The organism is Mesorhizobium silamurunense (assembly GCF_014843905.1).
In the GTDB taxonomy this organism is placed as follows: Bacteria; Pseudomonadota; Alphaproteobacteria; order Rhizobiales; family Rhizobiaceae; genus Mesorhizobium; species Mesorhizobium silamurunense.
The window spans coordinates 64,767-88,546 of sequence record NZ_LPVS01000047.1 but is presented as its reverse complement, the minus strand read 5'-3'; the positions used below and the strand labels follow the sequence as shown (position 1 = coordinate 88,546).

Here is a 23,780-nt window from a genome sequence, read left to right as displayed (position 1 = left end):
CCCGCACGAACACGGCGATTGCCTTGAGATTGCCGCATCCGCCATTGCACAAGCGGCAGTGGAACAATAGATGGTGCGGGCAGCATCCGCCCTCCGGACAGCTTGAACAAACAGGACCAACCGCATGACCGACACGCTCGACGCAGCGAAACTGACCGACCGCGTCGCAGCGCTCGTCGAGGCGGCCAAGCGCGCCGGAGCGGACGCCGCCGACGCGGTCGCGGTGCGTGGCCGTTCGGCCGGCGTGTCAGTGCGGCTGGGCAAAGTCGAGGGCACCGAATCGTCCGAGAGCGAGGATGTCTCGCTTCGCGTCTTCGTCGGCCAGCGCGTGGCGAGCGTCTCGGCCACCGCCGCCTCCGATCCGAAGGCGCTTGCCGAGCGCGCCGTCGCCATGGCGAAAGTCTCGCCCGAGGATCCGTATCAAGGCCTCGCCGACCCGGCGCTGCTCGCCCGCAATTCTCGCGATCTCGATCTCTTCGATCCGACCGAGGTGTCGGCCGACCAGTTGAAGGCAGCGGCGCTAGCGGCGGAAGCGGCGGCTCTTGCCGTCAAGGGCGTCACCAATTCGGCCGGCAGCGGCGCCAGCGCCGGGCTTGGCGGCCTTGTGCTCGCCACCTCGCATGGCTTCCTCGGCCAATATGTCGCCTCGCGCTTCTCGCGCTCGACCAGCGTCATTGCCGGCGAGGGCACGGCGATGGAGCGCGACTATGAATTCTCCTCGCGCCAGCATTTCGCCGATCTCGACGCGCCGGAAGATATCGGCCGCAAGGCCGGTGAGCGCGCCGTGCGCCGCCTCGGCGCCCGCAAAGCCGCGACCGGCCCGATCGATGTCGTGTTCGATCCGCGCGTGGCGCGCGGCATCGCCGGCCATCTCGCCGGCGCCATCAACGGCGCCGCTGTGGCGCGCAAGACAAGCTTCCTGCGCGACATGATGGGCAAGCAGGTGGCCTCGACGGCGATCACCGTCACCGACGAGCCGCTGCGGCGTCGTGGGCAGGCCTCGCGTCCCTTCGACGGCGAAGGCGTCGAGGGCGAGAAGCTTTTGATGGTCGATAGGGGCGTGCTCAACCACTGGTTCCTGTCCACCTCGGCTGCGCGCGAGCTCGGTCTCGTCACCAACGGTCGCGGCTCGCGCAGCGCTTCTTCGGTTTCGCCGTCCTCGACCAATCTCGCCATCGAGCCCGGCGAACGCGCGCCGGAGGAGCTCATCGCCTCGCTGAAGCGCGGCTTCTACGTCACCGAGGTGTTCGGCCAGGGCGTCGACATGGTGACCGGCGAATACAGCCGCGGCGCTTCCGGCTTCTGGATTGAGAACGGCGCGCTCGCCTATCCGGTGGCCGAGGTGACGATCGCCTCGAACCTGAAGACCATGTTCCTCAACATGGTGCCGGCAAGCGACCTCGACCGCAATTTCGGCACCGCCGCGCCCACGCTGCTGATCGAGGGGATGACCCTTGCCGGTGCCTGACGCGGTCATCTCAACCGGGGCACGCGGGGACCTCGCCCTGCTTCGTGACGCCGCCCGCGAGGCCGGCGCCATCGCCATGCGCTATTTCGGCAACAACCCGCAGGTGTGGATGAAGGGCGGCACCTCTCCGGTTAGCGAGGCAGACCATGCCGCGGACGGCTATCTGCGCGAGACCTTGCTAAAGGAGCGCCCGGATTACGGCTGGCTGTCGGAGGAGACCGCCGACGATCATGCGAGGCTTTCGGCCCGCCGCACCTTCGTCGTCGATCCGATCGACGGAACGAGGGGCTTTCTCGAAGGACTGCATTCCTGGTGCGTCAGCGTCGCCGTGGTCGAGGACGGCCGCGCGCTGGCCGGCGTGCTTGAATGCCCGGCAAAGCATGAGACCTACTGGGCGCTGCCCGGCGAGGGCGCTTTTCTCAACGGCAAGCGCATCCATGTTCGCCCGCTCGGTGACACTGTCGAGATCGGCGGGCCGAAGCCATTGGTCGACCGCATGCCGGAAGCCTGGCAAGGGAGGCTGCGGCGCACGCCTTATATCCCTTCGCTCGCATACCGGCTGGCGATGATCGCCAATGGCAAGATCGACGCGACCTTCGTCAAGCCGCGCGCACATGACTGGGACATCGCCGCCGCCGACCTGATCCTCAACGAAGCCGGCGGCGCCTTGCTCGACCGCGGCGGGGAGCGGCCACGCTATGCCGGCGAGGTGATCAACCACGGCGCGCTCGCCGCCGGCAGCGGCGAACTGCTGGGCATTCTTGCCGGCGTCATCGCCGGAGCTGACGAAGGGTGAGCCGGTCGATAGTTCCAAAAACGGCTGCTTTGGTCTAGACCTGTCACAAAACTCATGAATCTACGAAGGATCGGCATGGCCGTGGAAGACGGAAAGAAACAGCTTTTGCACCTGGTGTTCGGCGGCGAGCTGAAAAAACTGGGTGGAACCGAGTTCCGTGACCTGGACGCGCTCGACATCGTCGGCATCTACCCCGACTATCAATCGGCGCACGCCGCCTGGAAGGCAAAGGCGCAGGCCAGCGTCGATAATGCCCATATGCGTTATTTCGTCGTTCACCTGCACCGGTTGCTCGACCCGGAAACAAAGGTAGCCGGTTGACATCGATGGAGCATGAAGCGGTGAAAGGGGCGACGGGGCGCGCCGCCGGGCGGGGCGGGACGCGCACGCTGTGGCGCCGCATCCGCGAGCCGCTCGCCCAGTCGCGATTCGTCAAGAATTTCATCGCCGGCCTGTTCGCCTGGTTCGTGCGCCTGATTCGCATCACCAGCCCGCTGGTCAAAGGCTCGACCCAGGTCGCCGGCGGCGCCTATGCGCATCTCGAGCCGGGCATCATCGCGCTGTGGCACGGCCAGCATCTGCTCACGCCTGCCTACTATCCCAAGGGTCGGCCGCTGGTTGCCATGGTCTCGCGCAGCGCCGATGCCGAGCTAAACGCGCTGATGATCGAGAAATTCGGCATCGAGGCGGTGCGCGGATCGGGTGGCCGCGACAGTTCGAAGCATCTCGACAAAGGCGGTGCCAAGGCCTTGATCGCGCTCAAGAAAGCGCTGGTCGCGGGCAAGAATGTCGCCATGATCGCCGACATCCCGCATGGCACGCCGCGCGACGCTGGCCTGGGCATCGTGCTCCTGGCCAGGCTTTCCGGCAGGCCGATCCTGCCCTCGGCCAGGCTTTCCGGCAGGCCGATCCTGCCCTCGGCGATCGCCACCAGCCGCCGCAAGGTGCTGGAAAGGAGCTGGGACAAAACCACCATCAATCTGCCCTTCGGCCGCTCCGCGGTCATCGTCGGCACGCCCGTCTTCGTGCCCGCCGATGCCGACGACGCCGAGATGGAGCGCAAGCGCCAGGAGGTCACCGCCTCGCTCAACGCCGCAACGGCCGAGGCCTATCGCCTCGTGGACGGCGCGAAATGAGCGAGCGCTGGGCGCGCGCAGCGCTGACGGCCTACCGTTATGCGGGGGCCGTCGCCTATCCGCTGATCGGACCCTATGTCGCCTGGCGCGCCTCGCGCGGCAAGGAAGACCGCGTTCGCCGCCGCGAGCGCTACGGCGTCGCCGGCCGGCCTCGGCCGGAAGGCCCTGTGATCTGGATCCACGCCGCGAGCGTCGGCGAGACGATCGCCGTCGTGCCGTTGGTCGAATGCATACTCGACTATGGCGTCAACGTCGTGCTGACCACCGGCACCGTGACCTCGGCCAAAGTCGCCGACGAGCGGCTTGGCAGCCGCATCATCCACCAATATGTACCGCTCGACCTCAAGCCCGCGGTGAGCCGCTTCCTCGATCACTGGCGGCCGGAGCTGGCCATCATAGCCGAATCGGAGATCTGGCCGATGACCATCCTGGAGCTCGGGGCGCGCAACGTGCCGCAGGTCCTGGTCAACGGGCGGCTGTCGGACCGCTCCTTCAGGTCGTGGAAGAAACGCGCGAGCGTCGCCGAGGCGCTGTTCGAGAACCTTGCCCATGTCGTCGCCCAGTCGGATGTCGACGGCGAGCGGTTCCGCGTGCTGGGCGCCCGGCCGGTCACCGTCTCCGGCAATCTCAAGGTGGACACCAATCCGCCCCCGGTCGACGAGCGTGCGCTGGCGACGTTGCAGCGCCAGATCGGCGGGCGCCCGACCTGGGCGGCGATCTCGACCCATGATGGCGAGGAGGTCGTCGCGGCGGAAGTCCATGCGACCCTGCACAGGCGGCATCCCAGTCTGTTGACTATCGTCGTGCCGCGGCATCCCGACCGCGCCGATGCGCTTGCCGCGCAGATCTCCGGGATGGGGCTCAACGTGGCGCGCCGCAGCAAGGGTGACCGGATCTCGCCCGACACCGATATACTGCTCGGCGACACGATCGGCGAGATGGGTCTGTATCTCAGGCTGACAGAGATCGCTTTCGTCGGCCGTTCGCTGACCTCCGAGGGCGGGCAGAATCCGCTGGAGCCGGCGATGCTCGACACGGCGGTGCTTGCCGGCCGCAACGTGCAGAATTTCCGCGAGGCCTATCAGCGCCTGCTCGACCGTGGCGGCGCCAAGCTGGTGCGCGACCGCGACATGTTGGCCGGAGCCGTCAATTTCCTTTTGACTAACGAGGCGGCGCGCCACGAGATGATGGCGGCGGGCGCCGCGACCGTCGACGAGATGCGCGGTGCGCTCGCCCGCACGCTGAAGTCGCTCGAGCCCTACATCCAGCCACTGGTCGTCAAGTCGCGCCTGAAAGGCGCCAACGGGCGCTAGCGCATGGCTCCAAAAATCGGAATCGATTTTGGGAGAGGATCAGGCGCGAACGCAAATTGCGCGGAACCAGCGCCATGACCAGCGAAGCGCCGCCCTTCTGGTGGGAAAAGCCGGACTGGCGCGTGCTGGCGCTGTCGCCGGCGTCGGCGGTCTACGGGATGGTGGCCGGCCGCCGCATGCGGCATGCGCCGCGCGAGAAGGTCGCCGCACCTGTGCTCTGCGTCGGCAATTTCACCGTCGGCGGCAGCGGCAAGACGCCGGTCGCCATCGCGCTGGCGGAACAGGCAAAGCGCATGCAGCTTACGCCGGGCTTCCTGTCGCGCGGCCATGGCGGCTCCTTCGCCAAGCCGCATGTCGTCGATGCGCATTACGATGCCGCCAAGCATGTCGGCGACGAGCCGCTGCTGCTCGCCGAACATGCGCCGGTGGCGGTGACGGCCAACCGCGCCGCCGGCGCGAGGCTGCTGATGGAACAGCACGGCTGCGACTTCCTGATCATGGACGACGGCTTCCAGTCGGCGCGCATCCATATCGACTACGCGCTGGTCGTGGTCGACGCGCGCTTCGGCATCGGCAACGGCCGCGTCATTCCCGGCGGGCCGCTCAGGGCCAAGGTCGTCGACCAGTTGGTCTTCACCAGCGGCCTGCTCAAGATGGGCGAGGGGAGTGCCGCCGATAAGGTGGTGCGTCAGGCGGCACGCGCCGGTCGTCCGATCTTCCTGGCGCATGTCGAGCCTGCGAACCCGGCGCGCTTTACCGGCGGCCGCTTCCTTGCCTTTGCCGGCATCGGCCATCCGGAAAAATTCTTCGACACGGTGCGCGCTGCCGGCGGCGAGGTCGCGCTGTCGCGCGCCTTCCCGGACCATCATGTCTACGCCGCGGACGAGCTCGCCGATCTGGCAGCGCTTGCGCGGCGCGAGGGGCTGCGCCTCGTCACCACCGCCAAGGACGCCGCGCGGCTCCGCCACGCCGCCGCACCCGCCGGGTTCATCGAGCAGCTCGACGTGCTTGAGATCGACGCCGTGTTCGAGCTAGACCACGTGCCGGAGCGCATCATCAACGAGACGCTCGACGCCTGGCGCCAGCGCAAGATGCGCGGGTAACGAACGGAGGGCCTATTACCGGCTGCGTAATTCCGGATGCATCTCGATTTCGCGGCGCAGCGATGCTGTCGCGTTCACATAAGGCTCCTGCCTGGCGACGCTCCAATATTTGAGCTCGTCCAGCGGAATGCTCTCGCCGGTCACGGCGCAGCGCACGAACGAGCCGGGGCTCGTCACCTGGAAGTCGCCGTCGAGATAGCGGATGCGCGCTTCCTTGCCGCCGGGGCCTTCAAAACGGTTCATCATGAAATGGCGCTTAAGTTCATCGGGGTTCAATCGCCACAAATCGCGGACAAGGTCAAGCTTGGCGCAATGCTCATGTAATATTGCCGTGTGGCACGATGGTTGTCAGGAAGCGCCATGGACATCACCAATGCCAGCATGACGTCGCTGCTGAAGGAGGTGCTCACCCCGCAGCCGGTGCCCTCGGCCAAGGTCGATCCGGCGACCGCCGCGCTGGTCAAGGTGCTCGTCCAGCCGCCGGCGCCCGCTATGGCGCAATCGGCGCAGTTCGCCGCGCAGGCGCTGAACAGCTCCCTGGCCAAGCCGCCCGCTCAATCGTCGCAGCGCTTGTCGTCCGCGGAAATCGAGAACGCCTACAAAGCCGTCATGGAGCCGGATGCCGGCACTGATGACGCATCGGCGAGGGCCCAGGCTCGTACGCCGACAGCCGGTGCCGATCAGCATTCGGCGACCCAGACACAGCCGCCAGCCGCCGACAACACGGCGAGGGTAGCGCCAACTCCGCCGCCCTCTTCGTTCTCGCCGGCTCTTGCTTCATCGGTACTGGCCGCGGCCAACGCCAACGCGCCGCAACCGGGACGTACGGCGGCCCGGCCGGCGGGTCATGCCCCGCGATCCGAACCCGGCCAGGTGTCGCTGTGGACGATATCCATTGTGACAGCAATCGTCTCGGCTGCGACCACCACAATCGTGCTGATGCTGCTGCGCTGATCCGGCCGATCTAAAGCAATTCCAGGAAAAGTGGGCAACGGTTTTCCGTCCGGAATTGCGTAAAAACAAAGCTCTAGTCGTCGTCTTGCAGGAAGGCTTCGAGCTTCTCCGGCGCCAGCCTCGCCTGTTCCGCGATGCGTCGGGCGAGATCGGCGGCGGCGGCGCGTGGCCGCCCGACCGGGCGATCGAGCCAGTAGGACACCGGATTGAGCGCGACCCGCTCGTCAACGCCGACGATCCGGCCCGACTTCAACTGGTCCTGCGTCAGCGGCGGCCGCGCCAGTGCGACGCCCAGCCCGTGCGCCGCCGCGTCGAGCACAAGATTGTAATCCTCGAAGCGCCGGTCCTGCGGGCGCGGGCGGTAGTCCACGTCCTGCGCCGCGAACCAGGCGCGCCAGCCGGAGGCGTCGGAATCGTTGATCAGCGGGAATTTGAGCAGCCGTGCCGGGTCGCCTCGCCCAATCTCCTTCGCCAGCTCCGGCGACGCGATCGGGAAAATGTGCTCTTCGAAAAGCTGCACCGAGACGCGACCCGGAATGCGGCCGCGCCCGCACCGCACCGAAAGGTCGATGCCTTCGTCGGCGAGATCGGCCTGGCGGTTGTCGACGTCGAGCACGATGCGCAGCCGGGTCGGGTTGTTTTCCAGCGCCGCCATGCGCGGCATCAGCCAGAGGCCGCTGACCGAGGGGATCGAGGCAAGCCGCACCACGGCGGTGCCGCGTGGCTCCACCCAGCGGTCGGAATTGACCGAGATCAGCGCGAAGGCCTCTGTGGTGCGAAGATGCAGCCGGTTGCCCTCGTTGGTCAGCGTCACGCCACGCGCGTTGCGCTCGAACACCTTGAGCCCCAGCCAGTCCTCCAGCTTGGCGATCTGGCGGCTTACCGCTCCATGCGTGAGGTTGAGCTTTTCGGCCGCGGCGGAAAAGCTCCCGGTGCGCGCCGCCGCGTCGAAGGCGCGCAAGGTTTCCAGCGGCAGCATCTGGTTCGAGCTGTGATCCATGTTCACAGCTGACCCTCGAATTGCTCGTTTGTCAATCGGCCGGCAATAGCGTTTTCTCCCTCCATGACACTGAAAGACGAGGATTCGGCAATGAGCGCTTACACCGGCACGTTGAATGAGACACAGCGCATGGACACCACCGCGGCGATCGCGGTGGCGCTGACGGTGCTCGGCTGGGCGTCTGCCTTCCCGGCGATCCGTGCCGGCCTCGCCGCCTTCCAGCCGCTGGAACTCGGCGCGCTGCGCTTTGCCATCGCCGCCGTGCCGGCGGCGATCTTCCTGGCCGTCAAGCGCCCGGCGCTCCCCAGGGTCGATGAGCTGTGGCGCTTCGGCTTCGGCGGCGCGATCTTCGTGGCGCTCTACACCGCCATGCTCAATTTCGGCGAGCTGACCGTGTCGGCGGGTGCCGCCGGCTTCATCATCAATGTCAGCCCCATCTTCACGGCAATCATGGCGATGGCGCTGCTCGGCGAGCGGTTCTCGCGTCTTGCCTGGTTCGGCACGGTGATCTCCTTCACCGGTATCGGCATCATCGCGGTGGCCGACGGGCATGGCCTGCGTTTCAACGCCGGCGCGCTGCTTGTGCTGGGCTCCGCGTTGTGTTCGGCGGTCAACACCATCGTCCAGAAGCCGCTCTTTGCCCGCCATCATCCGCTGACGATCGCCGCTTCCAACATGGTGCTCGGCGCGCTGTGCCTGTCGCCCTTCCTGCCGGAAGCGTTCAGGCAGGCCGCCATCGCCGATACCGCCGGCCTCGGCGCCGCCATCTATCTCGGCATCGTGCCCTCGATGATCGCCTATGCGGCCTGGGCAACCGCGCTTTCCCGCCTGCCGGCCGCGCGCGCCTCGAACTTCCTCTACCTGGTCTCGCCGACTTCCGCCCTGATCGGCTTCTTCTGGCTGGGCGAAGTGCCGAGCCTGCTCGGCATCGTCGGTGGCGCGCTGGCGCTGGGGGGTGTCATCGTGGTGAATTTGAAACGCTGAATCAGAGGGTTGGAAGGTTTTCTTGAAACAAGGCGGCCACCCGGTCCAGCGCGTTGGTTAGCCAGCAAGCGAACTTATGAAGTCTGAAATCTGACGGGTGCCACGCAATCTCATCACCGGCACGTGCGGTCCCCTCACCAGACGCTCCTGCTCGATGAGCGGTCGACTGTTACGATCGAAATTCCAGATGTAGCGCAGAAACGATAAAACTCCTTATCCAGCCTCTCGATGCATCCTGCCGGAAGGTCAGGCCGAGGCTGGTTCAATGCGCTACGCAATAAGACCCGGCTCAGACATGTCATGCGAGGGGTGTCGAGCCAGACAACGAGATCCGCCCGGGGAAGCCTTAGATCGAATGTCTGCTGATAATAGTTTCCTTCGCACACCCAGCCGCAACCCGAGATGGCCTCGCTGACGCGGGCGCGGAAAACCTCATATTGAGGTTTGCTCCAACCAGGTCCCCAAAACAATCCGTCTAAATGCACGATCGGCAATTTCAGCCGTTCGCCCACTTTCCTTGCAAGGGTTGAATTGCCGCTTCCGGCATTTCCAAGAATTACGATCCGTTGCACAAGGCGACCTCAAAAAGCTTGGGTTCCTCGTTCCTGTGAAACGAGGCCGCGAAGCGACCGGTGAGGGGGCATAGCCAGAAGCCTTCACCGCCGCCCGAACAGCCTTTCGATGTCGGCGAGCTTGAGCTCGATATAGGTCGGGCGGCCGTGGTTGCAGGTGCCGGATCCTGGCGTCGCCTCCATCTGGCGCAGCAGCGCGTTCATCTCCTCGGCCTTGAGCAGGCGGCCGGAGCGCACCGAACCGTGGCAGGCCATGGTCGCGGCAATTTTGTCCAGCCGCTCCTTCAGGGTTTCGACCGTATCGTTGTCGGCGATCTCGTCGGCCAGATCGCGCACCAACTGTTGCACATTGGTTTCGCCAAGCATCGACGGCGTCTCGCGCACCGCAACCGCGCCCGGCCCGAAGCGCTCCAGCCCGAGGCCGAATTTGGCCAGCGTGTCGGAATGCATCGCCAGCCGCTCGGCATCCTCTTCCGGCAGGTCGACGATCTCGGGCAAGAGCAGCATCTGCGATGGCACGGCGCGCGAATTGAGCGCGTTCTTCAGCGCCTCATAGACTAGCCGCTCATGCGCGGCATGCTGGTCGACGATGACAAGCGAATCCCTTGTCTGGGCGACGATGTAGTTCTCGTGCACCTGCGCGCGCGCGGCGCCCAGCGCCATGCCGAGCAGCGCTTCGGCCGGCTCCGCGGTACCGGCGCGGGCATCGGCACTGGCCAGCGGTCCGGTTTCGAAGGCCGCCTGGTCGTTTTCCGCGAAACCGTTCGGTCGCGGCATTGCCTCGCCGTAGCTCATGTCGAGCGGCCGCTGCGGCGAGCGCGCCAAATTCGAACCATGGTCGAAGCCGCTGGAGCCGGAGGCGCGATAGGCCGCCTCGTAGCTGCGATGGCCATTGGCCGGCCCCGGATGCGAATAGGGTGCCGCGCCGGGCCGGAACGCCGCCATCATGCCGGCGGCTCCGGTGGTCGCGGCGCGGATGCCGGCGCCGGCCAGCGCCTCGCGGATGGCGCCGACGATCAGCCCGCGCACCAAGCCCGGATCGCGGAAGCGCACATCGGCCTTGGCTGGGTGGACATTGACGTCGACGGTCGCCGGATCGAGCGAAAGGAAAAGCACCGTGACCGCATGCCGGTCGCGCGGCAGCACGTCGGCGAAGGCGCCACGGATCGCGCCGGCGATCAGCTTGTCGCGCACCGGCCGGCCGTTGACATAGGCATATTGCTGCAGCGCATTGGCCCGCGTGTAGGACGGGATCGAGACGTGGCCGGCAAGATGCACGCCGTCGCGCACGGCATCGATGGGAATCGCATTGTCGGGAAAATCCTTGCCCATCACTTGCGCGACGCGGGCGAGGCGGCCTTCCGGCGTGTCGCCGGTCGCCGGCAATTCGAGCGTCGAGCGGTCGGAGCCGGCGAGCGTGAAGCGCACGGCCGGGAAGGCGATGGCGATGCGCTTCACCACGTCGCTGGTCGCCGAGCTCTCGGCGCGCTCGCCCTTCATGAATTTGAGCCGCGCCGGCGTGGCAAAGAAGAGGTCGCGCACCTCGACCGTCGTGCCACGGTTCGCCGCCGCCGGCTTTACGGCCGACACGCGGCCGCCCTCGATACCGATCTCGGCCGCGCTGTCGCCGGCGGCCGTGCGCGAGCGGATCGACAGCCGCGCCACCGAGCCGATCGACGGCAGCGCCTCGCCGCGGAACCCCAGCGAGCGGATGTCGTGTATGTCGTCGGAGAGCTTCGAGGTGCAGTGGCGGGCAACCGCCAGCGCCAGTTCCCGCTCGGGAATGCCGGAACCGTCGTCGGTGACGCGAATAAGCGAAAGCCCGCCGCCGGCGGTGACGATCTCGACTCTGCTTGCGCCGGCATCCAGCGCGTTCTCCACCAGCTCCTTCACCACGCTCGCCGGACGCTCGATCACCTCGCCGGCGGCGATCTGGTTGATCATTGTTTCGGAAAGCTGGCGGATGGGCATTGGGCGATTATAGGCGGATTCGAGTGCAGCGGGGGAGGGGCTACTTCACGCCTGCGCCACCAGCCAGTCCCTGACCTTGCGCGCGTTGTCGCTGAGCTCGCGGTTCTTCGGCCAAATCACATAGAACACGATGCCGGTCCTCAGCACATGGTCGGTCACCGGCACCAGCAGGCCGGAGGCCACGAGGCGCTCGACGAGATGGCGCCAGCCGAGCGCGATGCCTTGTCCCTCCATGACCGCCTGGATCACCAGGGCGTAATCGTTGATGCGCAGCCCGCGCTCGGCGTTGCGAAGATTGGTTCCGGCGGACGCGAACCACTCGTCCCAGTTCGCGGCCTCGCGATAAGGCTCCTCGAGGTGGATGAGCCGGTGCGTGGCCAGTTCCGCGACGGTCCTCGGCATGCCGAACTTGGCCAGATAGCTGGGGCCGGCGACCGGGAAGATCTCCTCGTCGGCCAAGGGCAGCGAGTGATAGTCCATCCACCCCCGCGGCTCGCCGCCCCGCACGCCGAGCGGGATGCCTTCGGCGATGATGTCGAGGTCGCGGTCGGCGGTCTGGATGCGCAGATCGATGCCAGGCAGCTCGTCGCGGAACTGCTGCAGGCGCGGCATCATCCAGAACGAGCCGAAGGCGGTCGAGGCGGCAAGCGTCACATGGCCGCCGGTTGCCTGCAGGCGAAGGTCTTCGGCCGACTTGCGGATATGCGACAGGCCCAGCGAGACATCGGCATGGAAGCGCTCGCCTGCCTCCGTCAGGATCACCTGGCGGTGGCGGCGCTGGAAGAGTTTGGCGCCGAGCTGTTCCTCCAGCCCGCGCACCGCGTAGGAGACGGCCGCCTGCGTCATGCCGAGCTCTCGCCCGGCGGCGGTGAAGCTCGACAGTCGGCCCGCCGCCTCGAAGACGATCAGGCTGCCGGCCGAGGGCAGGAGGTGGCGTAGGCTTCGCATAAGGAGAGCTTATACAAGAGATCAGGATTTTCCAGCGTCACAGCCATATTTTGTCTCGCTAACTTGCCATAGCGGGAAGAAGGAGGCTCCATGAACGCACCGGCCGCTGAATTGACTGAACCGACCCACCGTCGCGGCGGCGGCCGCCTTGGGCGCAAGGCGCTGAGAAGCGCGCCGGTCGCATCGTTTCCGACCCTTGTCCGGCAGATTCCCGCCTACGAGATCGTCCCCGACGAAGCAGTGGAACTGATCCATCAGGAATCGCTCAAGATCCTCGAGGAGGTGGGTTGCGAATTCCGTGACGACGAGGCGATCACGCTCTGGAAGGCGGCGGGCGCCGATGTCAAGGAAACGCGTGTCCGTATCGACCGCGCGCTCCTGATGGAGCTCGTCTCGAAGGTCCCGCCGGAGTTCACGCTCAACGCGCGCAACCCCGAGCGCACAGTTCGCGTCGGCGGCAAGAACTCGATCTTCGTGCCGATGTATGGCGCGCCCTATGTGCGCGACCTCGACAACAAGCGGCGCTACGGCACGCTTGCCGACCTCAACAATTTCCATAAGCTCGCCTACATGGCGCCGGCGCTGCATTCCTCGAGCTCGATCATCTGCGAGCCGATGGAGATCCCGGTGCCGAAGCGGCACCTCCACATCATCCATTCGGCGCTCAGGCACTCCGACAAGCCGTTCATGGGCATCGTGACGTCGAAGGAGCGGGCCGAGGATACGATGGCGATGGCGGGCATCGTCTTCGGTGAGGACTTCGTCCGCGACAATCCGGTGCTGGTGGCGATCACCAACTGCAATTCGCCGCTGGTGTGGGACGCCACTATGCTCGACGCCATGCGGGTCTATGCGCGTCACAACCAGCCGCTCATCCTGGCGCCCTTCGCGCTGTGCGGCGCCTCGACCTCGGCTTCCGCCGTCGGCGCGGTCGCGCAGGTCAACGCCGAGGCGCTTGCGGGCGTCGCCTTCACCCAGCTCATCCGTCCCGGTTCGCCGCAGATCTACGGCCAGTTCATGGTGACGGTCGACATGAAGACCGGCGCCCCGATGGGCGGCACGCCGGAAGCCGCCCAGATGATGTATCTGATGGGCGCGCTGGCGAGAAAATACAAACTGCCGTGGCGCACCTCCGGCTTCCATGTCGGCTCCAAGCTCAACGACGCCCAGGCCGGATACGAGGCGAACATGCTGATGCATGCTGCGATCCTCGCCGGCGCCAATTACATCTGGCACTCCGCCGGCTGGCTCGAGGCCGGCCTTACCTGCGGCTACTCGAAATTCGCCACCGACTGCGAGCAGCTCATCGGCTGGTACAAATATGCCGGCGGCGTCTCGTTCGACGATTTCAAGGACGCTCTTGCCGCGATCCGCGAGGTCGGTCCGCAAGGGCATTTCCTCGGCACGCAGCACACGCTCGAGCATTTCGAGCGCGCTTTCTTCATGCCGAGTATAATGGACTTCAACTCCTTCGAGCAGTGGAGCGCCGAAGGGGCGAAGGACCACGACACGCGGGGTCGGGAGAAGGCGCGCAACATGCTTGCGGACTATCAGGAGCCGAAGCTCGACGAGGGCGTCGCCGAAGGTCTCAAGGATTTGATCGCGCGGCGCGAGGAAAAGCTGCCTGACAGCGTTAGTTAACAGAGAGCGGGCGAAGAACCCGCCGAACCAATGGGAGAAAGAAAATGACACTTTTCAGAAGCAACGGTGATCGAGTCCCCGCCACCATCGAGGCGATGGCGCAAGAGACGCGCGCGGGCCGCATGGACCGGCGTGAATTCCTGGCGTTGGCGAGCACCTTCGGCGCATCGACGGCTTTCGCCTATGGCATGATCGGCCTTGCCGCGCCGACAAAAGCCCTGGCCGAGGAGCCGAAAAAGGGTGGAACGCTGCATGTCTCCATGTCGGTCAAGGCGCAGAAGGATCCGCGCACCTATGACTGGACAGAGATGGCAAACGTCACCCGCAGTTGGCTGGAGCCGCTCGTGCGTTACACCCACCAGTTCACTTTCGAACCGGTGCTGCTCGAGAGCTGGGACGTCAATGACGACGCCACCGAATACACGCTGCATCTGCGCAAGGGCGTCACCTGGAACAATGGCGATGCCTTCAACGCCGACGACGTGGTCGCCAATCTGAACCGCTGGTGCGAGAAGGGGGCTTCCGGCAATTCCATGGCGGCACGCGTCGGCGCGCTGGTCGACCCAAAGACCGGTAAGGCGAAGGACGGCGCTATCACCAAGGTCGACGACCACACGGTCAAACTGAAGCTGTCCGAACCCGATATCGCGATCATACCGGGCTTCACCGACTATCCGGCGCTGGTCGTGCATCGCGACTTCGACAAGGATGGCGCCGACCCGATCAAGAAGCCGATCGGGACCGGAGCGTTCGAACTGGTCTCCTACGATGTCGGCCAGAAAGCGGTCGTCAAGCGCCGCGAGAACGGCAAGTGGTGGGGTGGCGAAGCGCCGCTCGACGGCGTCGAGTTCATCGACTACGGCACCGACTTCAACGCCACGCTGAATGCCTTCGATTCCGGCGAAATCGACCTCGATTTCGAAACGCCGGCCGACTTTATCGACGCCCTCGACAAGATGGATCTGGTGAAATCGGAGGTCGCGACGGCGACCACGCTGGTTGCCCGCACCAACATCACGCACAAGCCCTATGACGACCAACGGGTCCGCAACGCGCTGCAGATGGCCGTCGACAACAACGCCGTCATGCAACTCGGCTACGCCGGCCGCGGCACGGTCGGCGAAAACCACCACGTCAGCCCGATCCATCCCGAATACTATCCGCTGCCCAAAAAGACCCGGGATGCCGCCGGCGCCAAGAAGCTGATGGCGGACGCGGGACAGGCCGACTTCGAGCACGAGCTGATCACGGTCGAGGACGAGTGGCAGAAGAACACCGGCGACGCGATCGCCGGCCAGTTGCGCGATGCCGGCATCAAAGTGAAGCGCACGGTGCTGCCCGGCTCGACCTTCTGGAACGATTGGACGAAATATCCCTATTCCTTGACCATCTGGTACATGCGCCCGCTCGGCGTCCAGGTGCTGGCGTTGGGCTACCGCAGCGGCGAGGCCTGGAATGAAACGGCCTTTTCCAACCCGGATTTCGACGCCAAGCTCAAGCAGGCGCTGTCGCTGGCCGATCCCGCCAAGCGCAAGGAGGTGATGAAGGACGTCGAGCAGATCCTGCAGGATTCCGGCGTCATCATCCAGCCGTTCTGGCAGAAGCTCTACTGCCACATGAACAAGAAGGTGAAGAACTACGCAATGCACCAGACCTACAAGATGGACTTCCAGAACGTCTGGCTGGAGAGCTGAGGCAGGCAGCGCAAGGACTTCATGCGCCGCGAAAAAGCCGATATGCAGGATGCGTGGTGGTGATCTTGCCACCACGCCGCCGAACATCCGGAGATCCTGCATGAGACCGATAGTGCTGGCCGCTGCCATGTCGATTGCCTTGCCCGCCGCGGCGCTCGCCGGGCCGGCTTCCAAGGCCGTGAAGTTCTTCTACGTGCCGTCAGTGAAGTTCGAGGCGGACGCGAATTACCGCGACCGCTTCACCGAGCCGGTCACCAAGCTCTTCGCGGCCAACGACAAGGCGCAGAAGGAGAAGCCCGACGAGGTATCCTGCATCGATTTCGACCCGGGCCTCGACGCCCAGGATTTCGATCAGAAGACCGTGTCGAAGACGTTAAAGCTCACCGAGGCCGTCAATGGCGACACCGCCGAGGTGACGGCAAACTTCAATCTTTTCCCGGAAGGCGATGACTCCAAACGTGAAATGGTGTGGTCGCTGAAGAAAGTGGACGGCAAGTGGAAGATCGCCGACATCGCCTCCAAGACCAGCGACTGGACGCTCAGCGCGCTGGGATGCGGCTCCTCGACGGAGTGATCCCGTGCTTCGTCGTCTCGTCCTGGCGCTGTCGATACCATCGATGCTGGTCGCGGGGCTGAACGGCGCCTCGGCGCAGGGGCTGTTCGGTTCGCCGCCGCCGAACGCTTCCTCAGGCGACAACGCGCCGGCTGACGACAAGTCGCCGCCTGCGGTCGACAAGTCGCCGCCAGCCACAACGCCGCCGGAAACCAAGCCAGCCGCGCCCGTCTTGCCTGGCTCGCCGACAGCGGTGGTGAAGCCCTTCTACGAGCATCTCGGGCTGGAATTGGACCCGGCCCAGCGCAAGAATTTCATCGATCCGGCGAAGAGCGTGCTCGACAAGAGCGATGCACTCAGAGCTTCGGGGCAGGGCGAATGCCTCGATCCGAACATGGCGCTCGACAACGCCGACTACGACAAGCTCGCCATCGACGGGAGCCTGAGGACCATCGAGGCCGTCAATGGCGACGAGGCCAAGGTGGTGGTGGCCTTCGTCGTCGAAGGCCATCAGCATCGCCTCGAATGGAAGCTGAAGAAGATCGGCGGCGCCTGGAAGATCTCCGACCTTCTGTCGGTGACGGGGGAATGGGCGCTCAGTCAATACCAGTGCGAATGACGGTGACCAGCTCAGCCCCTTCCACGGTATGGCGCGACGCCGGTGTCGGGCAGCCAGGCGTCCTTCGGCGGCGCGCCGGTCTGCCAGAAGACGTCGATCGGGATGCCGCCGCGCGGGAACCAGTAGCCGCCGACGCGCAGCCAGAGCGGCTTGGTAGCCTCTACGATGCGGCGGCCGATCATGACGGTGCATTCCTCATGGAAGGCGCCATGGTTGCGGAACGAGGTCATGAACAGCTTCAGCGACTTCGATTCCACCAGCGTCGTGTCCGGCGCGTAGTCGATGACGATGTGGGCGAAATCGGGCTGGCCTGTGACCGGGCAGAGCGAGGTGAATTCCGGGCAGGTGAAGCGCACGATCGCCGGCGGTCCGTCGCCGCGAGTGAACGGTACGGTCTCCAGGACCGCCTGTTCGGGGCTTTGCGGCGTCTCGACGTGCTTGCCGAGCTGGGTGAGGTTCTTTGAATCAGTCATGGGCGGCTCCTTGCTCCCAGCCGCTGGAAGCGCAATTCAACGGCGGCGGGCGCGAAACGAAGGTTGAAAGAAGCGTTGCAGTCCTCTCGGGCGCAGCGCGTTTGACCGCTCATTAGCACAATTTGAAACGGCAGGAAGACGATGACCAGCAACGACCCGCTTCTCCAACCTTACCAGCTCAAGCACCTGATGCTGAAGAACCGGGTGATGTCGACCAGCCATGAGCCGGCCTATTCCGAGGATGGCATGCCGAAGGAGCGCTACCGGCTCTATCATGCCGAGAAGGCCAAGGGCGGCATGGCGCTGACCATGACGGCGGGCTCGGCGATCGTGTCGCGCGACAGCCCGGCCGCCTTCGGCAACCTGCATGTCTATGACGACCACATCGTTCCCTGGCTCGCCGAGCTTGCCGACGCCTGCCACGAGCATGACTGCAAGGTGATGATCCAGATCACCCATCTCGGCCGCCGCACCGGCTGGAACAAGGCCGACTGGCTGCCCGTGCTTTCGGCCTCACCGGTGCGCGAGCCGGCGCATCGCGCCTTCCCGAAGACCATCGAGGACTGGGATATCGAGCGCATCGTCGCCGACTATGCTGCCGCCGCCCAGCGCTGCCAGGCGGCCGGCCTCGACGGCATCGAGTTCGAGGCCTATGGGCACCTGATGGACAGCTTCTGGTCGCCGGCCACCAACCAGCGCGACGATGATTTCGGCGGCTCGCTCGACAACCGGCTGCGCTTCACCAACATGGTGCTGGATGCGGTTCGCGCGACGGTCGGGGAAAAATTCGTCGTCGGCATCCGCATGGTCGCCGACGAGGATTTCGAAAAAGGTCTCCCGAAGGAGGAAGGCGTCGAGATCGCTCGGCGGCTGGCCTCATCCGGTAAGGTCGATTTCCTCAACATCATCCGCGGCTCGATCGAGACCGACGCGGCGCTGACCAAGGTCATCCCGGTGACCGGCATGCGCTCGTCGCCGCATCTCGACTTCGCCGGCGAGATTAGGGCCGCGACGAAGTTCCCGACCTTCCATGCGGCGCGCATTTCCGATGTCGCTACCGCACGCCATGCGATTGCCACCGGCAAGCTCGACATGGTCGGCATGACGCGCGCCCACATTGCCGATCCCTATATCGTGAAGAAGGTGATGGAGGGCCGCGAGCACGAGATCAGGCCGTGCGTTGGCGCCACCTACTGCCTCGACCGCATCTATGAGGGCGGCGAGGCGCTCTGCGTCCACAATGCCGCGACCGGCCGCGAAGCGACGATCCCACATGTCATCGCCAAAAGCGAAGGGCCGAAGAAGCGGGTGGTCGTCGTCGGGGCCGGGGTCGGCGGGCTCGAAGCGGCTCGGGTCGCCGCCGAACGCGGCCATCAGGTGACGGTGCTCGAAGCGTCGAGCCAGGCTGGCGGCCAGGTGCGGCTCGCGACGCAGAACCCGCGCCGCAAGGAACTGATCGGCATCATCGACTGGCGGCTCGCCGAGCTTGATCGCCTCGGCGTCGAGGTGCGCTACGACACATGGGCCGAGAAGGACGACGTTTTGGCGCTCTCGCCGGACGTGGTGATCGTTGCCACCGGTGGCTTGCCGCAGAACCCGCCGTTGACGGCGGGCGACAATCTCGTCACCTCGAGCTGGGACATCATGGCCGGCAGCGTCAAGCCGGCCGAGAATGTGCTGCTCTATGACGACAATGGCGGCCATCAGGGCATGGGCGCGGCGGAATTGATCGCCAACAGCGGCGCGAAGCTGGAGCTGGTTTCGCCCGAACGCTTCTTCGCGCCGGAAATGGGCGGCCTGAACCACGTGCCCTATATGCGCGCCTTCCACGAGAAAGGCGTCATCGTCACCATCAACACCCGCCTGCGCTCGGTGCGGCGCGAGGGCAACCAGCTCATCGCCGAGCTTGCCTCCGACTTCGCCGACGACTGGCGCGGCGAGCGGCGTGTCGACCAGGTGGTGGTCGAGCACGGCACGGCACCCCTCGACGACCTCTACCTTGCGCTGAAGCCGCTGTCGAAGAATGGCGGCGCGGTCGACTATGAGCGGCTGGTGAGCGGCGGTGACATCTTCCCGGCGCGCAATCCCGAAGGCGGCTTCGTCGTGTTCCGCATCGGCGACGCGGTCGCCTCGCGTAACATCCACGCCGCCATCTATGACGGCATCAGGTTCGGGATCAGGATCTGACCACTGCTTGTCGGGTGGCGCGCAGCCGGCCTCCGCAAGGAGAGCCACCTGCTGCTTCGGTCGGTTGCGCGCCGCGCATGGCGCCGGACTGGTGCCGGCGACGTGCGATATCTCAAAACATCCTGGCGGTTGCCATGCAGAGCACGGTGATGACCAGCAGCCCGCCGGCGATCCGTTCGCCCCTGGTCATTTTTGCGCGCAGCTGGGTTTGCATCGCCGCATCGGCGCCGGCCAATTGCCTGCTGGCGGAGCCCACAAGCGCGCCCTGCACGCCGGCGGCGATCAGCGCCGTCAGGATGCCCAGAGCCAGCACCTTTTCCATCGAGCCAAAAACACCCTCATGGAAGAAATACCAGAGCAATATGCCGGTCAGAAACACCACACCGGAGGCGCCGAGTTGCGGCCGGATGAAGCGCTCCGCCTTGATCTCCGGATCGCGGGCAACCGCGACGGTCGTGCCGGCCCAGAACACGCCGGCCATGACGTGAAGGCCGATGACGACGATGTAGACATATTGCATGACCGAATTCCTCTCTACCGCCCGCCGCCGCGCGTCGCAGCATGACGCGACGCCATCAATAAGACAAAGTTAGATATCTAATGATTAGATGTCAATGCATGGCATATGGTTTCGTCCATCAACTGCTTGCTCTACTGTCCGGCCATGACGCCATTTGATCGCCCGCCAGTCGGCATGAATCTCGCCCGTACCTCCAAGATCGTGGCGCAGGCCTTCGACGCCGCGCTGGTTGAGGCCGGCGGAACGCTACCAGTCTGGGTGACTTTGCTCTCCGTCAAGTCGAAGGAGTTGGCCAACCAGCGCGAGCTTGCCGGCATGATCGGAATCCAGGGCGCCACGCTGACCCATCATCTCAACACCATGGAGGCGCAAGGGTTGCTGACGCGCCGCCGCGATCCGCAAAATCGTCGCGTGCATCAGGTCGAACTGACGGAGGCCGGCGAGACGATGTTCGAGAAGCTGCGGCTGGCCGCGATCGCCTTCGACAGGCGGCTGCGGGCCGGAATTCCCGACGAGAAGCTGGCCGAGTTCGCGGAAGTGCTTGCAGCACTTCGCGGGAATGTCGGGGGTTAAACAGCCTTAGTCATGGGTCGCGATGGCGCCGAAGGCGTGGTGACGCAGCTTGAGCGCGGCGATCAGCGCCGTGAACTTGGCCTTGCCATCGAAGGCATCCTGGAACATCTCGTCATGCATCAACAGGATCAGCCTGCCCGGCTTGGCGAAATGGCCGTAGCCGAATAGGTGGTCGATCTCGCTCACCAGATGATCGACGCTCTGCACCGGCTTGCCGCTGTCTTCATGCACCCATTCATGGTCCCAGCCGTAGAGCCAGAACCCGGACGCGGCGACGAACTCGTAGTCGGGATCCTCGCGGCCGGCCTGCGCCAGCCCGAGCGAGTTGTCGTCCTTCGACATCGACGGCAGCCGGAACACGTCGCGCCCCGGCAGCCGCGCATGCACGGCGGGCTTCAGGCCAAGCACTGCGTTGGCCTTCAGCATGTCCGCGACCACGCCCTCGGTGTCGCCGTAGAAATGCCGGTAGTGGTTGTAGGCATGGCTGTAGCTGTGGTTGCCGATCGTCACCAGCGGCACCCGCTGCACCAGCGCCCGATTGGTCGCATTGGCCTCGGCATGCATGCCGACCATGAACAATGTTGCCGGCACCTGCTCGGCCTGCAGCACGTCGAGGATGTTGGCGGTGCCGTTCAGCGGACCGTCGTCGAAAGTGAGATAGATCGTCCGGTCGGCGGCGAGCGCCGGAGACGCAAAAAGAAGCAACACCAAATGGGCAAGGCGAAGCGGCATCCGAAATCCCGATTGCGATCGCACAAGGCCGCCATGGCTATCAGAAGTTGTCAAGTTGGGCGTTATCTACCCAAAGATATGCTGGGGTCCTGGTCAGGCCGAGTCGAGAATTCCGAGAACCGGAGCGAAACGTACTTAACGTAGGTGAGACCGGAAGCGCAGGAAGCCGCCGTTTGCAAGGCCGGCCTCACCTGAATATCTGCGCATCTCAGGCGAGGCTGCCCTGCAGCACTTTGAGCTTCGCCTTCTTCGGGCTGCGCGCCTGCAGCCATTCGCGCGCCTTGTCCTGCGGCATCGGGAAGGCGATCGAATAGCCCTGCACCTGGTCGCAGCCGATCGCCATCAGTGAATCGAGTTCGGCCTCGGTTTCGGCGCCCTCTGCGACGATCGAAATGCCGAGCCCGCGGGCAAGCTCGGTGATGGCGCGCACGATCTTGGTGTTGTCGCCGTTCTCGTTGATGTTCTGGACGAAGCGGCGGTCGATCTTCAGCCGGTCGATCTCGTTGGGGTTGACGTGGCTGAGCGAAGCATAGCCGGTGCCGAAATCGTCGAGCTCGAGATGGACGCCGGCGGAGCGGATGTGCCTGAGCTTGGCGGCGATGCCGGTCTTCTCGTCGTCGAGGATGACGGATTCGACGATTTCCAGCGACAGCTTTTGCGGCGCGAGCCCGGCCCGCTCCAGCGTTCCGAACAGGAACTTGTCGAAATCCGACTCGCGAAGCTCGGTGCCCGAGACATTGACGGCGATGCGCCCGAAATCGATGCCGGCGCGGTCCCATTCGGCGGCTTCATTGATCGCCTTGGTGATGACGATGCGGCCGATGTCCGGCATGAAGCCGCACTTTTCCGCCACCGGGATGAACTCGCCGGGCGAGATCATGCCGCGCACGGCATGCTTCCAGCGCACCAGCGCTTCGATGCCGCTGATCTTGCCGCTGGTGAGCGACACCTGCGGCTGGAAATAGACCTCGAAGGTCTCTTCCGCGATCGCGGTGCGGATGTCCTGTTCGAGCTGCTTGCGATAGTCGAGCTCGCGCCGAAGCTCCTCGGAGAAGAAGGAGAAGCTGCCGCCGCCCAGCTTCTTGGCCGAATAGAGCGCGAGGTCGGCATGAACGAGCAGATCCTGCGCATTGTCGGCATCGACCGGGTAGACGGCGATGCCGGCGCTGGCGCCAGGCATGATGGTCGCGCCCTGGAAGGTGATCGGCTCGTTGATCTCGCCCAGGATGCGCTTGGCCAGCGCATGGATGTCCTCGGTGGTCCCGGCGCCGTTGAGGATCATCACGAATTCGTCGCCGCCGAGACGGGCGCAAAGATCCGAAGCGCGGCAGGAATCGCGCATGCGCTGGGCGGTGACGACGAGCACATAGTCGCCGGCGGGGTGGCCGAGCGTGTCGTTGATCTGCTTGAAACGGTCGAGGTCGAGCTGGATCACCGCCAGCCGCTCGCGGCGGCGATGCGCGCCCTTGATCAGCGTGTCGAAATGATCGGTGAGGAAGGTGCGGTTGTGCAGGCCGGTCAAGCCGTCATGCACCGCGATGAAGGCCATCGAATTGCGGGCGTCGACTAGCTCATGTGTCTTGCGCAGGATGGCCTTGGACATCGGCCGGAAGATGAACAGCGCCACCAGCACGATGACGCCGATGGTGGCGAAGAACAGCGTGCGGTGCAGGTCGAGCATTTCATCCGACCGCTCGGTGGCAAAGGCGCTGATGCGCTGGCCGAGCGCGGCATAGCCGGACAAGGTCGCATTGGCGACGGAGGCGTCGAGGCCGACACGCTCGCCGCCGCCCTTGTAGCCGTCGCTTTGCATGCCGAGCTGGGATGCGAATGACGAAACCAGTCGGTCGCCGTTGGCGATAAGGCCGACCGAGAAATAGTCGAGATGGAACGGCTTGCTGAACAGCACATATTCGATCGATTTCGGATCGTTGCGGGCAGGCGATAGCGGATCGGCGCCGGTCTCCTTGAGCAGCCGGTCGTAATTGGTCTCGAACTCGCCCGTTGCCTGCTTGAGCGCGGTGACGAGCGCCGGCTGCTTGTCGCGCGAGGCAGCACCGGTGGCGCTGGCCAGGAAGACGATGCGCTGCGACAGTGCCTTCTGCGTGGAAACGATATCGAGAAGCGCATCATTGTGCTGCTGCTGCGCCATCAGCTGCTGCAGCAGAATGAAGGAGGCCATCACCATGGCGGCAATGATCGTGAGCGCCAGCCAGTAGCCGGTTTTGATGAGCAGAATCAGCTTGCGCGAAACGTTCTGCACTGGCTGCTGCGACATAATTCGGTGACCCCTCCGGTCGACGGATTCCTGCCCTGGATTTCGTGGCGGGAAGACCCTTGACGTGAAAGGGTTAACAGGTCGGCAAGCCGGTGCGGCGCTCACCCCGACGGCGTGACAAAGCTGACAAGATGGTTATCGCGTCCTTTCAGGCGTTGTCGGCATTTGAGCGCATCGTTCTCCCACGGTGAGCAGGAAGCTTTCGCTACGCCACCGAAGCGGTCGTTTTTGCGATGGATTTTTCTTGCCCGCGGCGCGACAGTCC

At 65.1% G+C, this 23,780-nt stretch carries 22 protein-coding genes; 14 read left to right on the top strand and 8 right to left on the bottom strand.

All coding sequences use genetic code 11. The annotated features are described in order from the left end of the window. Positions 1–124: 124 nt before the first annotated feature. The 6 genes from AU465_RS13325 to lpxK all read left to right on the top strand — a co-directional run bounded on the left by AU465_RS13325 (position 125) and on the right by lpxK (position 5,816). The gene (locus tag AU465_RS13325; protein WP_192247795.1) at positions 125–1,468 is read left to right on the top strand and encodes a TldD/PmbA family protein; all 1,344 of its coding nucleotides are present in this window, start codon (positions 125–127) and stop codon (positions 1,466–1,468) included. Continuing rightward, on the top strand, positions 1,455–2,264 hold the full coding sequence (locus AU465_RS13320; RefSeq protein ID WP_210325089.1) for a 3'(2'),5'-bisphosphate nucleotidase CysQ: 810 nt from the start codon (positions 1,455–1,457) through the stop codon (positions 2,262–2,264). Before AU465_RS13325 ends, AU465_RS13320 begins: the two co-directional genes overlap by 14 nt. A gap of 75 nt (positions 2,265–2,339) precedes the next feature. Further along, the gene (locus tag AU465_RS13315) at positions 2,340–2,585 is read left to right on the top strand and encodes a DUF4170 domain-containing protein (RefSeq protein WP_192247791.1); all 246 of its coding nucleotides are present in this window, start codon (positions 2,340–2,342) and stop codon (positions 2,583–2,585) included. A 5-nt stretch (positions 2,586–2,590) separates the two neighbouring features. After that, positions 2,591–3,400: a lysophospholipid acyltransferase family protein gene (locus tag AU465_RS13310; RefSeq protein ID WP_192247788.1), complete on the top strand. Its 810-nt coding sequence runs from the start codon at positions 2,591–2,593 to the stop codon at positions 3,398–3,400. Then, the gene (gene waaA / locus AU465_RS13305) at positions 3,397–4,713 is read left to right on the top strand and encodes a lipid IV(A) 3-deoxy-D-manno-octulosonic acid transferase (RefSeq protein ID WP_192247785.1); all 1,317 of its coding nucleotides are present in this window, start codon (positions 3,397–3,399) and stop codon (positions 4,711–4,713) included. The genes AU465_RS13310 and waaA overlap by 4 nt, the downstream gene beginning before the upstream one ends. Positions 4,714–4,787: 74 nt before the next feature. Continuing rightward, positions 4,788–5,816: a tetraacyldisaccharide 4'-kinase gene (lpxK, locus tag AU465_RS13300; protein ID WP_192247782.1), complete on the top strand. Its 1,029-nt coding sequence runs from the start codon at positions 4,788–4,790 to the stop codon at positions 5,814–5,816. A 15-nt stretch (positions 5,817–5,831) separates the two neighbouring features. On the opposite strand, the gene AU465_RS13295 is transcribed toward lpxK, so the two are convergent. Further along, positions 5,832–6,062 carry a DUF2093 domain-containing protein gene (locus AU465_RS13295; protein ID WP_192247779.1) on the bottom strand — a complete coding sequence of 77 codons (231 nt, stop codon included), beginning with the start codon at positions 6,060–6,062 and terminating at the stop codon, positions 5,832–5,834. A gap of 114 nt (positions 6,063–6,176) precedes the next feature. On the opposite strand from AU465_RS13295, the gene AU465_RS13290 reads away from it, so the two are divergent. Next, complete coding sequence (locus tag AU465_RS13290; RefSeq protein WP_192247776.1) at positions 6,177–6,770, top strand: hypothetical protein; 594 nt, start codon at positions 6,177–6,179, stop codon at positions 6,768–6,770. Between the two features lie 73 nt (positions 6,771–6,843). Here the strand turns inward: AU465_RS13290 and AU465_RS13285 are convergent, their stop codons facing one another. Then, the gene (locus AU465_RS13285; protein ID WP_246506066.1) at positions 6,844–7,770 is read right to left on the bottom strand and encodes a LysR family transcriptional regulator; all 927 of its coding nucleotides are present in this window, start codon (positions 7,768–7,770) and stop codon (positions 6,844–6,846) included. 90 nt (positions 7,771–7,860) lie between these two features. On the opposite strand from AU465_RS13285, the gene AU465_RS13280 reads away from it, so the two are divergent. Continuing rightward, the gene (locus AU465_RS13280) at positions 7,861–8,754 is read left to right on the top strand and encodes a DMT family transporter (RefSeq protein WP_192247773.1); all 894 of its coding nucleotides are present in this window, start codon (positions 7,861–7,863) and stop codon (positions 8,752–8,754) included. A 656-nt stretch (positions 8,755–9,410) separates the two neighbouring features. Here the strand turns inward: AU465_RS13280 and mutL are convergent. Together mutL and AU465_RS13270 are read right to left on the bottom strand one after the other, a co-directional pair. Then, complete coding sequence (mutL, locus tag AU465_RS13275; protein ID WP_192247770.1) at positions 9,411–11,297, bottom strand: DNA mismatch repair endonuclease MutL; 1,887 nt, start codon at positions 11,295–11,297, stop codon at positions 9,411–9,413. 45 nt (positions 11,298–11,342) lie between these two features. Beyond that, positions 11,343–12,245, bottom strand: coding sequence for a LysR substrate-binding domain-containing protein (locus AU465_RS13270; RefSeq protein WP_192247768.1), 903 nt, complete (start codon positions 12,243–12,245; stop codon positions 11,343–11,345). 90 nt (positions 12,246–12,335) lie between these two features. Here AU465_RS13270 and AU465_RS13265 point away from each other — a divergent pair, with 90 nt between their 5' ends. The 4 genes from AU465_RS13265 (at position 12,336) to AU465_RS13250 (ending at position 16,752) form a co-directional block, all read left to right on the top strand. Then, positions 12,336–13,886 carry a trimethylamine methyltransferase family protein gene (locus AU465_RS13265; protein WP_192247765.1) on the top strand — a complete coding sequence of 517 codons (1,551 nt, stop codon included), beginning with the start codon at positions 12,336–12,338 and terminating at the stop codon, positions 13,884–13,886. Between the two features lie 44 nt (positions 13,887–13,930). After that, a complete protein-coding gene (locus AU465_RS13260; RefSeq protein ID WP_192247762.1) occupies positions 13,931–15,580 on the top strand; it encodes an ABC transporter substrate-binding protein in 1,650 nt (549 codons plus the stop codon). Positions 15,581–15,680: 100 nt separating this feature from the next. Then, positions 15,681–16,154: a DUF3828 domain-containing protein gene (locus AU465_RS13255; protein ID WP_192247759.1), complete on the top strand. Its 474-nt coding sequence runs from the start codon at positions 15,681–15,683 to the stop codon at positions 16,152–16,154. A 4-nt stretch (positions 16,155–16,158) separates the two neighbouring features. After that, the gene (locus AU465_RS13250) at positions 16,159–16,752 is read left to right on the top strand and encodes a YqhG/Tai3 family protein (protein WP_192247756.1); all 594 of its coding nucleotides are present in this window, start codon (positions 16,159–16,161) and stop codon (positions 16,750–16,752) included. An 11-nt stretch (positions 16,753–16,763) separates the two neighbouring features. On the opposite strand, the gene queF is transcribed toward AU465_RS13250, so the two are convergent. Then, positions 16,764–17,225 carry a preQ(1) synthase gene (gene queF / locus AU465_RS13245; protein WP_192247753.1) on the bottom strand — a complete coding sequence of 154 codons (462 nt, stop codon included), beginning with the start codon at positions 17,223–17,225 and terminating at the stop codon, positions 16,764–16,766. Positions 17,226–17,366: 141 nt separating this feature from the next. Between queF and AU465_RS13240 the strand changes: the two genes are divergently transcribed. Then, positions 17,367–19,412: an FAD-dependent oxidoreductase gene (locus AU465_RS13240; protein ID WP_192247749.1), complete on the top strand. Its 2,046-nt coding sequence runs from the start codon at positions 17,367–17,369 to the stop codon at positions 19,410–19,412. Between the two features lie 112 nt (positions 19,413–19,524). On the opposite strand, the gene AU465_RS13235 is transcribed toward AU465_RS13240, so the two are convergent. Beyond that, the gene (locus AU465_RS13235) at positions 19,525–19,932 is read right to left on the bottom strand and encodes a hypothetical protein (protein WP_192247746.1); all 408 of its coding nucleotides are present in this window, start codon (positions 19,930–19,932) and stop codon (positions 19,525–19,527) included. Between the two features lie 174 nt (positions 19,933–20,106). Here AU465_RS13235 and AU465_RS13230 point away from each other — a divergent pair, with 174 nt between their 5' ends. Further along, entirely contained in the window at positions 20,107–20,505 is a 399-nt protein-coding gene (locus tag AU465_RS13230; RefSeq protein ID WP_246506064.1) for a MarR family winged helix-turn-helix transcriptional regulator, read from the top strand. Positions 20,506–20,511: 6 nt separating this feature from the next. On the opposite strand, the gene AU465_RS13225 is transcribed toward AU465_RS13230, so the two are convergent. Both AU465_RS13225 and AU465_RS13220 read right to left on the bottom strand, forming a co-directional pair. Then, positions 20,512–21,237, bottom strand: coding sequence for a polysaccharide deacetylase family protein (locus AU465_RS13225; RefSeq protein ID WP_192247743.1), 726 nt, complete (start codon positions 21,235–21,237; stop codon positions 20,512–20,514). 208 nt (positions 21,238–21,445) lie between these two features. Further along, positions 21,446–23,515, bottom strand: a complete 2,070-nt coding sequence (locus AU465_RS13220; protein WP_192247739.1) for a putative bifunctional diguanylate cyclase/phosphodiesterase — start codon at positions 23,513–23,515, stop codon at positions 21,446–21,448. Positions 23,516–23,780 lie beyond the last annotated feature (265 nt).

Bases quoted from the DNA above. Each gene is read 5' to 3' on its own strand.
- AU465_RS13325 (WP_192247795.1), top strand. From the start codon at position 125: ATGACCGACACGCTCGACGCAGCGAAACTGACCGACCGCGTCGCAGCG.
- AU465_RS13315 (WP_192247791.1), top strand. From the start codon at position 2,340: ATGGCCGTGGAAGACGGAAAGAAACAGCTTTTGCACCTGGTGTTCGGC.
- AU465_RS13310 (WP_192247788.1), top strand. From the start codon at position 2,591: ATGGAGCATGAAGCGGTGAAAGGGGCGACGGGGCGCGCCGCCGGGCGG.
- waaA (WP_192247785.1), top strand. From the start codon at position 3,397: ATGAGCGAGCGCTGGGCGCGCGCAGCGCTGACGGCCTACCGTTATGCG.
- lpxK (WP_192247782.1), top strand. From the start codon at position 4,788: ATGACCAGCGAAGCGCCGCCCTTCTGGTGGGAAAAGCCGGACTGGCGC.
- AU465_RS13295 (WP_192247779.1), bottom strand. From the start codon at position 6,062: ATGATGAACCGTTTTGAAGGCCCCGGCGGCAAGGAAGCGCGCATCCGC.
- AU465_RS13290 (WP_192247776.1), top strand. From the start codon at position 6,177: ATGGACATCACCAATGCCAGCATGACGTCGCTGCTGAAGGAGGTGCTC.
- AU465_RS13285 (WP_246506066.1), bottom strand. From the start codon at position 7,770: ATGGATCACAGCTCGAACCAGATGCTGCCGCTGGAAACCTTGCGCGCC.
- AU465_RS13280 (WP_192247773.1), top strand. From the start codon at position 7,861: ATGAGCGCTTACACCGGCACGTTGAATGAGACACAGCGCATGGACACC.
- mutL (WP_192247770.1), bottom strand. From the start codon at position 11,297: ATGCCCATCCGCCAGCTTTCCGAAACAATGATCAACCAGATCGCCGCC.
- AU465_RS13270 (WP_192247768.1), bottom strand. From the start codon at position 12,245: ATGCGAAGCCTACGCCACCTCCTGCCCTCGGCCGGCAGCCTGATCGTC.
- AU465_RS13265 (WP_192247765.1), top strand. From the start codon at position 12,336: ATGAACGCACCGGCCGCTGAATTGACTGAACCGACCCACCGTCGCGGC.
- AU465_RS13260 (WP_192247762.1), top strand. From the start codon at position 13,931: ATGACACTTTTCAGAAGCAACGGTGATCGAGTCCCCGCCACCATCGAG.
- AU465_RS13255 (WP_192247759.1), top strand. From the start codon at position 15,681: ATGAGACCGATAGTGCTGGCCGCTGCCATGTCGATTGCCTTGCCCGCC.
- queF (WP_192247753.1), bottom strand. From the start codon at position 17,225: ATGACTGATTCAAAGAACCTCACCCAGCTCGGCAAGCACGTCGAGACG.
- AU465_RS13240 (WP_192247749.1), top strand. From the start codon at position 17,367: ATGACCAGCAACGACCCGCTTCTCCAACCTTACCAGCTCAAGCACCTG.
- AU465_RS13235 (WP_192247746.1), bottom strand. From the start codon at position 19,932: ATGCAATATGTCTACATCGTCGTCATCGGCCTTCACGTCATGGCCGGC.
- AU465_RS13230 (WP_246506064.1), top strand. From the start codon at position 20,107: ATGAATCTCGCCCGTACCTCCAAGATCGTGGCGCAGGCCTTCGACGCC.
- AU465_RS13225 (WP_192247743.1), bottom strand. From the start codon at position 21,237: ATGCCGCTTCGCCTTGCCCATTTGGTGTTGCTTCTTTTTGCGTCTCCG.
- AU465_RS13220 (WP_192247739.1), bottom strand. From the start codon at position 23,515: ATGTCGCAGCAGCCAGTGCAGAACGTTTCGCGCAAGCTGATTCTGCTC.